Below are 8,735 nucleotides of genomic sequence, written 5' to 3'. Positions count from 1 at the left end.
GCGGGTTTGGGGTTGTCGATCAGCCACGACGTCATCGTGCAGCAGCATCGCGGGGAAATTCAAGTGGAAACGGAAGAAGGGAAGTTTACAGAATTTGTGGTGCGGCTGCCCAGGGCGTGACTTTTGGCTTCCAACTTCGACCATTTGAATACACGCCTTATCGAATTTGACAATCAAAACCGGCAATCGCGGTTTGTTCGGCCGCGGCTGACCCTGGCATCTACTGCGGTGAAGCCACGGTCATGGTGTGGTTGAGCATTAGCGAACTTGAACGCCAAGACTCATGAGACACAAAACTCTGCACAAATAATTTCCAAATCCAAAAGGAGATTTATGCGAACCCACAATTGTCGTTGCATCGCGCTGGTTGCTGTTTTGTTGCTGCTACCTTTTTCCTCCCACCCACAATCCGAGGGCAACCAACTCACACCGTCATCGCAGGCACTCGAAAGGCAATTTGACTCTTATTTGAAACGTGAGAATTTGCGCGAGTGGATGAAACGCCTCACGGCGCGACCGCACCATGCCGGCTCAGCGCATGGCAAAGCCAATGCGGAATTCATGGCGGCGCAATTCAAATCCTGGGGCTATGACGCCAAGCTCGAAGAGTTTCACGTGTTGTTTCCCACACCAAAAACACGCGCGCTGGAAATGATCGCGCCGGAAAAATTCACGGCCAAGCTGGTCGAGCCGGCGCTGGCAGAGGACGCCACTTCGAATCAGCAAACCGAACATTTGCCGACGTACAATGCTTATTCCATTGATGGCGACGTTACCGGCGAGTTGGTTTATGTCAATTACGGCATTCCCAGGGATTATGAAGAGCTGGCTCTGCGCGGCATCGAGGTGAAAGGCAAAATCGTGATCGCGCGTTACGGCGGTTCCTGGCGCGGCATCAAACCCAAAGTCGCGGCGGAGCACGGCGCCATTGGCTGCCTCATTTATTCTGATCCGCGTGACGACGGTTATTATCAAGGCGATGTTTATCCACAAGGCGCTTATCGCAATGAAAACGGCGTGCAACGCGGCTCCGTGGCAGACATGCCGCTTTATCCCGGCGATCCTCTCACGCCGGGCATCGGCGCAACAAAAAATGCGAAACGCTATGCTGTAAACGAGGCGCCCACGCTCACCAAAATTCCAGTGCTGCCGATTTCTTACGGCGATGCGCTGCCGTTGCTGCGCAGCCTGGCCGGGCCGGTTGCGCCGGCGGACTGGCGCGGCGCCTTGCCCATCACATACCATATTGGCCCGGGCCCGGCGCAAGTACATCTCAAATTGGAATTCAATTGGGATATCGTGCCGGTTTATAATGTCATTGCGATGATGAAAGGCAGCGAGGAGCCGGATCAATGGATCATCCGCGGCAACCATCACGATGCGTGGGCAAATGGCGCGCAAGATCCGGTGAGCGGCATGGTGGCGTTGATGGAGGAAGCGCGCGGCCTAAGCGAGCTGGCAAAAACCGGATGGAAACCGAAACGCACGATTGTCTATTGCGGTTGGGATGCAGAAGAGCCGGGACTGCTGGGCTCAACCGAGTGGGTAGAGGCGCATGCCGATGAGTTGAAGCAAAAGGCTGTCATTTATATCAATTCGGATTCCAATGGCCGCGGTTTTTTGGGCATGGGCGGTTCGCATACGCTGGAGCCGTTCATCAACGAAGTGGCGCGCGACGTGATCGATCCGCAAAAGCAAATCAGCGTGGCGGAGCGCTTGCGTGCGTTGCGCATTGTCAACAGCAGCGGCGAGGATCGTAAAGAAGCCCGCGAGCGCAAAGATTTGCGCATTGCAGCGCTCGGTTCGGGCTCGGATTACACGCCGTTCCTGCAACATCTCGGCATTGCCTCGCTCAATCTCGGCTATGGCGGTGAAAATGGCGGCGGTTCGTATCATTCAATCTACGATTCTTTCGATCACTACACCCGCTTCGGTGATCCGAATTTCGATTATGGCATTGCGCTGGCGCAAACGGCCGGGCGCGCCGTGTTGCGTCTCGCGAATGCAGAAATTTTGCCGTTCACGTTTTCCAATTTTGCCGAAACCGTGGCAAAATATGCCAAGGAAGTGACAAAGCTCGCGGATGATCTGCGCGATGAAACCGAGGAAAAGAACCGGCGCATCCGTGAGAAAACGCTGGAAAGCGTGGCCGATCCCACCAAGCCGTTTGTTGCGCCCGCGCTGCAGAGCGAAGTGCCCTATCTCAACTTTGCGCCGCTGCAAAATGCCGTGGCACAATTGCGGCACAGCAGTTCTGCATACGAACGCGCCATGAATGATTTCAAAGCGGCGAACAAGCCGATGCCACAAGCTTCCCCAAAATCTCTAAACGCCATTTTGATGAAAATGGAGCGCAGCCTCACACGCCGCGAAGGCTTGCCGCGACGACCGTGGTTCGTGCATCAAATCTATGCGCCGGGATTCTACACCGGCTATGGCGTGAAAACACTGCCGGCGGTGCGCGAAGCTATCGAACAGCGCGATTGGAAGGAAGCCAGCGAACAAATCGAGATTGTAGCGAAGGTTATTGCGGGCTTTGCGGAGGAGGTGGATCGCGCCACGGCGATCGTAACCAGCGCAACCAGGGATTAAGTTTCTGGGCACAACCGGTGGATCATTTTTGCTGTTGAGTCAATTTGAATGACGATGCCATCCAGAGGGAATCTTGTGAAATACTCGGCACCATGCTTACAACTTCACAAGATCCTCCTGGATGACAAACCAAGGGTGGATAAATTTTTGAAGGTAACAGCATACTAGGCCGCCTTCTCCATCGGCAGTATCTTGTAACGATATTCAATCTCCGCGCCGGGCCGCAATTGCGCGCTGACCGAGCAATACGTCTCTCGTGAGAGATTGATAGCGCGTTGCAATTTGTCTTCGGGAATATCGCGGCCGGCTACGCGATATTCCACAATGATCTTGGTAAATTTTTTGGGATAGTTTTCCGCTACCTCTGCTTCTATGCCGATTTCGAAGCTGTCGAAATCAACTCGCATTTTCTTGAGCAACGAGACAACATCCATGCCGGTGCAGCCGGCAAGCGCCATCAGCACCATCTCGCCGGGGCGCAAGCCGGCATCACCGCCGCCGGCTTCGATCGCCGCATCCATCACCACCGGATGATTGGAATAGGCTTTTCCCACAAATCGTAAACCATCAACCCATTTGACCTCTGCCTTCTTCTTTACCATTTCATTTCTCCGATCAACACGTCGCGAATTTCTTTTCAAAACAATCCATTTGTCTCAAGCCCGCTTCATGCCGCAGGCGTAAATCCGTTTCAACTGAAAGAATTTGGTGTTAGGGTGACAACCGCTCGACAACCCACGCGCTTCCCAGCCGGCGATAGCGCAAACGATCGTGCATGCGATTGGGACGGCCCTGCCAAAACTCAATGCTCTCCGGCGTCAATCGAAAACCGCCCCAATGCGCCGGGCGAGGAATCGGTTGATTCTCATAAGCACGCGCGATTTCCTGAAAACGCTGTTCCAGCGTGCTGCGATCCGGAATAACCTCGCTCTGCGCCGAAGCCCATGCCCCAATCTGGCTCTCGCGCGGCCGGGTTTGAAAATAGTCATCCGCCTCCTCTTCCGCCGTTTTTTCGACACGGCCTTCGATGCGGACCTGACGCTCCAACCCCTGCCACCAAAACACCAAACTGGCCCGGGGATTCTCCAACAGCTCGCTTGCTTTGCGGCTGTTGTAATTCGTATAAAAAACGAAGCCGCGTTGATCCCAGCTCTTGAGCAACACAACACGCGCCGAGGGCTTGCCCTCCCGCGTACACGTTGCCAGCGTCATCGCATTCGCATGATTCGGCTCGGCCGCCAGCGCTTCATCAAACCATTTTTGAAATTGGTGAAAGGGAACAGCCGCGGCTTCATTTTCGTGAAGTTGCCGCTGAGCATAATCAACGCGCAAATCGTTGAGAAAGTGGCCCATGATTCGAATAGTTACGTAATGATTAATAATTTTGTGAAACAGCACGAATTTTGTATTGCGTAGTTTACAATCTTCCCTCAAATAAGCAAGCAATTACTGGAATCAATTTTCAACAACTCCTTTTTGGCAACCTGGGGTTGTTGTCAGAATTCCTAAGCCGAACAAGCCGGAATCAAGCTTTGCCACGAAGTCACTAATTTTTTATTGGCGCCTCCGCGCTTCGGTGATAAGAAAATCTTTGCGTTTTGCAGCGATTCAACTTTAAAAAGACTAAACGTAAGAATTTAGCCATTTGAAGTTTTCGCCCACAGAAATGGAAATCCCACTGAATTGAACTCAAAAAGCTTAATTTCTGTGGGATTTCTATTACTGTGGGCAGTTTTTTTGTTCTGGGTTCATTTAGCTAAATTCTTGCGACTAAACAAGTTTTTCAGACAAGCTGAAAGCCTGGACTTTCGGGCAGCAAAAAGATTTTCCAACGGATTGAAACAACCCAACTGATAAAGGGCCTTTCATCCGCTGGGTTGTTTCTATTCGCTGGAGAAAAGTCAGAATTTTATTCAACGTTCGAAAAGCTAATCGCCTAAAAAAATCCCAAAGGCAACCATCATCTCCTTTCATACTCACCCGTGTGCAGGGATGATTACACTTTTGCCCGTAGAATTACGCTTTTTTACATCCGATGCACGAGTCTTTAGATGATTTCAAGGCAATTTTTGCTCGGAACAATTCTTGCAAATGGCAGCATCACGTTTCACGAAACCAACGGGGATGATAAGATCACGAACATTTACCGTAACATGAACTCTGATAACCTTTAGCAAGGAGGCTTCATCAATGGAGACCATCTTCAAATGGCTGGTGGCGGGTTATGTTGTCGGTGCGATTTGCATGTTCTATCTCATCGTGCGTTCGTGGGTCATTACAAACGCGATATTACACGGCAAAGGCAGCGCGTTCTATCGCAAGGAAATCGGTGTTAATTGGCTTGGCATGGCGTTACTAAGCGCCGGCGTTTCATTGGGATGGAGTCTCATCGGCGGCGGGATTCACCGATTTTTGGCCAGCGACGTGTTATTTGTGCAATTCTCCCTGGGCCTGGCAGCCGTGATTACAACGATGTTGTTGTTTGCCGATACCGAACATAAACTCGACAAAATCGCGCTCAACGCCATCGTCATTGTGGGATTTGGGTTTTTGCTTCCGGTTATGCTTTGATTTGAGCAAAATAATTCACGGACAACAGAATTCAATTGCAGGCACAACCGCCGCCGGAGCCGCCCATGCCGCCGGTGCTGGCTTCGAGCGTTTCAATCCAATGCCGCTCAATTGCTTCTTCCGGAAGCTCTTTGTTAAAATCCATGATACGCAGCGCCAAATGCTCACGTTGATAGGGCTTTACCGCGGCGCAAGCGCCCAAAAGCATTGCCATTCCCAACAATAAGATTAGATTGAGTAGCAAAAATTTTCGTCGCATAGAATCTCCGACAAATGATGTAAGAGTGCAGGTAAATTCACAAACAGCTCAGTTTTTACTTTTGATTGATGCGCCAGCCCCATTCACTGCGGCTTTTGCCAGCAACGCCTCGACTTCCGCTTCGAGACGCTTGAATTCTTTGGGATCGTAGCCGCGATAAATCGCGCGCACAATGCCATTCCGATCGACGAGATAACTGCTCGGCATGGCTTCAACCGCGTAAGCTTCTGCGGTTTTTTTGTCACGATCCCACAAGCCGAGTAACTTGATGTCATATTTCTTGAGAAAGGTTTTAACATTCTCCGGCTCATTGTCCACCGAGATCGCCAAAATACTCAAGCCGCGTTCACGATACTTGCTTTGCAAACGCGCCAATTCCGGCAATTCTTCCTGACACGGGCCGCACCACGTCGCCCAAAAATTAATGAGCACGACTCTGCCGCGCTGACTCGCAAGCGAGATTGTCTCTCCCGAGGCTGCGGGTAAAACAAAATCGCCGGCTTTTTGGCCGATCTTGATCGTTGCGGCGCCGTTCGCAAACAATAGCGCCACAGACAACACGATTTGAAAAATCACCATGTCTCCTGAGTATTTTTTGCCATGAACGGCATTGGATAGCGTCCGTCCGAAGATGTTCCAACCTCGGCTGCGCCGAGGTTTCCAAAATTTCGAGCACCGTGGAAACTCTGAGGTTTTAATGCAACGGCCAAGCCGTTGCAGAAACACTCTTATTAAGAGGCTGCGATTTCGGACGGACTCCAGATACTAAAAGCGTGACTTGCGCAGATTCTTTGCCGACCTGTCAATCTATTTCAATGATATTGTCCGCCCAGATCGATCCAGGTGATGAATTTTTTGATTTCCTCCGGCGTGAGGGCATTGGCCTCGCCGGGATGCTTGCCCGCGCCCTGGCGGCTGCCCACACCCAGCAAGACGTTTATCAAATGGCTGTTCCGCGAAAACGGCGGGCGCGACACTTCGACCAAGTCCGTCGGGCGTGCATTCGACATGAGGCTTTCGTATGCCGCAGAGAATTCGCCCACTTTTGCCAGGCCGAGATTGAGACCCGCAGCCGGGCTGCTGCCGTCGTGGCATGCCAGGCACTTTGCTTGAATAATTGGTTCAATCGTGTTCTGGAACGAAAAATCCTGGCGTTGCGCCGCAGCAGCATTCAAGTTTGTGGGCGGCATTGTTGCCGCAATGGGATTGGGATTTGATTTCGAGCCGCGCGGGCCGTGACAGCCGGTGCAATTCTCCAGGCGCTCGCCCGGCCGAACATACAGCCAACTGCGTTTGATGACTACAGCGCGGCCGAGTGAATCGAGCGTGTTGAAGGAGAGTGGAACATCAGCCGGCACTTCAATTGAGAACGAGCCGTCGGCATAAACCGGCGCGACGCCCAGCACGCGTTTGCGTTCGAAATCCGTGTGGCCAATATCCATACTGCGTTCATTCGGCGGCACACCAATGCCTTCAATCACCATAATTTGTTTAATCTCACCGGCTTTGGGGATCGCCTGGCCATCGTTGTTCTGGCGAAAATAAACATTTTGGTTGATGATAATGCCAGTGCTTGCCTGGCGGTCAATTGTTTCCGGAATCACCGGCGGCCTGGGCCGCGGCGCAACCACGACGGCGTCAAGCTCGTGCAGGTTCGGGTCATTGTAGAGCAGCGCCAGGTTGGAACCATCGCGACCGATGGTATACAAACCGTAGTCGCCCTCCGGTCCGGTGGGTGAGAAGCTCGCCACCAATCGGCCGTCTGGCAAAGGGAAGGGGTATTTGAATACACCCGCACCGGCCACGCCGTTCATCGGGATTTGTGGGGTGAGGTTGATGAAGTCGCCTTGCCGGGGAGGATCGCCAAAGACTTGATCCGAATTGAGAATCACCAGCGGGCCGCGATCGACCAAAACTTGATTCGACATCACGGCCACAATTTTGCCATTGTCGATTTCGCGCGGATGAAAAAAATTGCGATTGTGCGGCGCAAACAACAGGAACGTCGCCTGGCCATCCGGATGGGTGGCAAAAAGCGGAAAGCGGTTTTGCGTGCCGTGATGTTCCCAGCGCGTCCACGCCAGCCGGCCATCGCGCAGAATGACGGGATCGAAATCATCGCTGTTGTTGAATGAAATGGCCTGAATATCGCCGCCGTTGGCATCCATCGTGTGCAGTAACTCCACCGGACGGCGTTCATATTCGTCGCGGATGTTGCTCCGGTTGGAGGTAAACGCAATGCGGTTGTTGGGCAAATACACCGGATCGGCTTCGTCGGAGGGCATGCTGGTCAAGGGCCGGAGATTCGAGCCGTCGACATTCATTTCATAAATATTCCAATTGTCGTTGCGATTCTTGCGCATCGCAAAAATCACTTTGTTGCCGTCATATGAAATTTCCGGGTCTGCCACTGCGCCGCCCGGCCCGAGATTGGTGAGGTTTTTCACCTGTCCGTTGGGTGAAATGGGCGTGAGTGAATAAAGATTGCTGCTGGTGTTGCTGCCGATGAAATTGCAATCCAATACATTGCTGTTGGTTGATTTCACAAAAATCAACGCGGCCGGTTGCGCGTCGAGCAGCAAATCGTCCGGCGCCTGGCTTTGGCAGGCAAGGAGCAGGCCGAACATCGCTATTAAGATAAAAAGCATTCCATGCATCTTGCATTTCTTCATGCGCTTGATCGCCAGCTTCATGTTTGAACCTCCTGTAGCAAAAACCTATTTTCCAGTCTACAAAACCTTGCAGCTATTCGCACCCGCCTCTTACTCGCACCGTTGCCGGCAAATTGTACATGCACTTGAGACGCACGCCCTCTATTTCATCAAAATCAGTTTGCGGGCGGTTGAAAAACTGCCGGCGCGCAATTGATAAAGATACAAACCCGAGGCCAGCCGGTTTCCGGATTGACTCAACCCGTCCCACACGACACGATAACGCCCCGGGCCGCGATCTTCATTGATCAACTCGCGCACCAGCTTGCCCGTCATGTCGTAAATACGCAAGCTTACCTGGCCGTGAAAATTTTCCGGCACGCTGAACGCAATTGTCGTTTGTGGATTGAAGGGATTGGGATAATTTTGTTCCAATGCAAATGCTTGCGGAATTTGCGCGAACTCATTCTCAAAAATTGGCGCGCTTGCGCCATCATAGTTTGCTTCGCGCAGCCACAACTCGGCAACACTTGCCTGGCCAGCGCCGCCGGTTTTGACGATGCGCAATTGCACGCGACCATCGCGCACGGCCTGCGGCGGAATCTCCAGCCAGCCGCTGGTAGTGTCTTCACGTCCGACATTGACGGGCGCATGCAACTCAT

9 protein-coding genes are annotated in these 8,735 nt (G+C 52.4%); 3 read left to right on the top strand and 6 right to left on the bottom strand.

The annotated features are described in order from the left end of the window. Both FBQ85_21780 and FBQ85_21775 read left to right on the top strand, forming a co-directional pair. Window positions 1-120: hypothetical protein (locus tag FBQ85_21780; GenBank protein MDL1877770.1), on the top strand; the 120-nt coding region annotated here is incomplete at its 5' end. 213 nt (window positions 121-333) lie between these two features. Then, a complete protein-coding gene (locus FBQ85_21775) occupies window positions 334-2,592 on the top strand; it encodes a M28 family peptidase (protein MDL1877769.1) in 2,259 nt (752 codons plus the stop codon). Between the two features lie 164 nt (window positions 2,593-2,756). Here FBQ85_21775 and FBQ85_21770 read toward each other — a convergent pair whose 3' ends face one another. Both FBQ85_21770 and pdxH read right to left on the bottom strand, forming a co-directional pair. Next, window positions 2,757-3,194, bottom strand: coding sequence for an OsmC family protein (locus tag FBQ85_21770; GenBank protein MDL1877768.1), 438 nt, complete (start codon window positions 3,192-3,194; stop codon window positions 2,757-2,759). A gap of 109 nt (window positions 3,195-3,303) precedes the next feature. Continuing rightward, complete coding sequence (pdxH, locus tag FBQ85_21765) at window positions 3,304-3,945, bottom strand: pyridoxamine 5'-phosphate oxidase (GenBank protein ID MDL1877767.1); 642 nt, start codon at window positions 3,943-3,945, stop codon at window positions 3,304-3,306. Between the two features lie 837 nt (window positions 3,946-4,782). Between pdxH and FBQ85_21760 the strand changes: the two genes are divergently transcribed. Beyond that, window positions 4,783-5,163: a hypothetical protein gene (locus tag FBQ85_21760; GenBank protein MDL1877766.1), complete on the top strand. Its 381-nt coding sequence runs from the start codon at window positions 4,783-4,785 to the stop codon at window positions 5,161-5,163. Between the two features lie 31 nt (window positions 5,164-5,194). On the opposite strand, the gene FBQ85_21755 is transcribed toward FBQ85_21760, so the two are convergent. The 4 genes from FBQ85_21755 to FBQ85_21740 form a co-directional block, all read right to left on the bottom strand. Beyond that, on the bottom strand, window positions 5,195-5,422 hold the full coding sequence (locus FBQ85_21755; protein MDL1877765.1) for a DUF4266 domain-containing protein: 228 nt from the start codon (window positions 5,420-5,422) through the stop codon (window positions 5,195-5,197). Window positions 5,423-5,470: 48 nt separating this feature from the next. Then, entirely contained in the window at window positions 5,471-6,001 is a 531-nt protein-coding gene (locus FBQ85_21750; protein ID MDL1877764.1) for a TlpA family protein disulfide reductase, read from the bottom strand. 233 nt (window positions 6,002-6,234) lie between these two features. Then, complete coding sequence (locus FBQ85_21745) at window positions 6,235-8,049, bottom strand: hypothetical protein (protein MDL1877763.1); 1,815 nt, start codon at window positions 8,047-8,049, stop codon at window positions 6,235-6,237. A gap of 186 nt (window positions 8,050-8,235) precedes the next feature. Continuing rightward, the coding region (locus FBQ85_21740; protein MDL1877762.1) for a T9SS type A sorting domain-containing protein at window positions 8,236-8,735 on the bottom strand (500 nt) is incomplete at its 5' end.

The organism is Cytophagia bacterium CHB2 (genome assembly GCA_030263535.1).
GTDB lineage: Bacteria > Zhuqueibacterota > Zhuqueibacteria > Zhuqueibacterales > Zhuqueibacteraceae > Coneutiohabitans.
Note: the sequence above shows the minus strand (reverse complement) of the source record. Positions and strands in the feature narration are given on the sequence as shown.

Bases quoted from the DNA above. Each gene is read 5' to 3' on its own strand.
- FBQ85_21745 (MDL1877763.1), bottom strand. From the start codon at position 8,049: ATGTTCGGCCTGCTCCTTGCCTGCCAAAGCCAGGCGCCGGACGATTTG.
- FBQ85_21755 (MDL1877765.1), bottom strand. From the start codon at position 5,422: ATGCGACGAAAATTTTTGCTACTCAATCTAATCTTATTGTTGGGAATG.
- FBQ85_21775 (MDL1877769.1), top strand. From the start codon at position 334: ATGCGAACCCACAATTGTCGTTGCATCGCGCTGGTTGCTGTTTTGTTG.
- FBQ85_21770 (MDL1877768.1), bottom strand. From the start codon at position 3,194: ATGGTAAAGAAGAAGGCAGAGGTCAAATGGGTTGATGGTTTACGATTT.
- FBQ85_21760 (MDL1877766.1), top strand. From the start codon at position 4,783: ATGGAGACCATCTTCAAATGGCTGGTGGCGGGTTATGTTGTCGGTGCG.
- pdxH (MDL1877767.1), bottom strand. From the start codon at position 3,945: ATGGGCCACTTTCTCAACGATTTGCGCGTTGATTATGCTCAGCGGCAA.
- FBQ85_21750 (MDL1877764.1), bottom strand. From the start codon at position 6,001: ATGGTGATTTTTCAAATCGTGTTGTCTGTGGCGCTATTGTTTGCGAAC.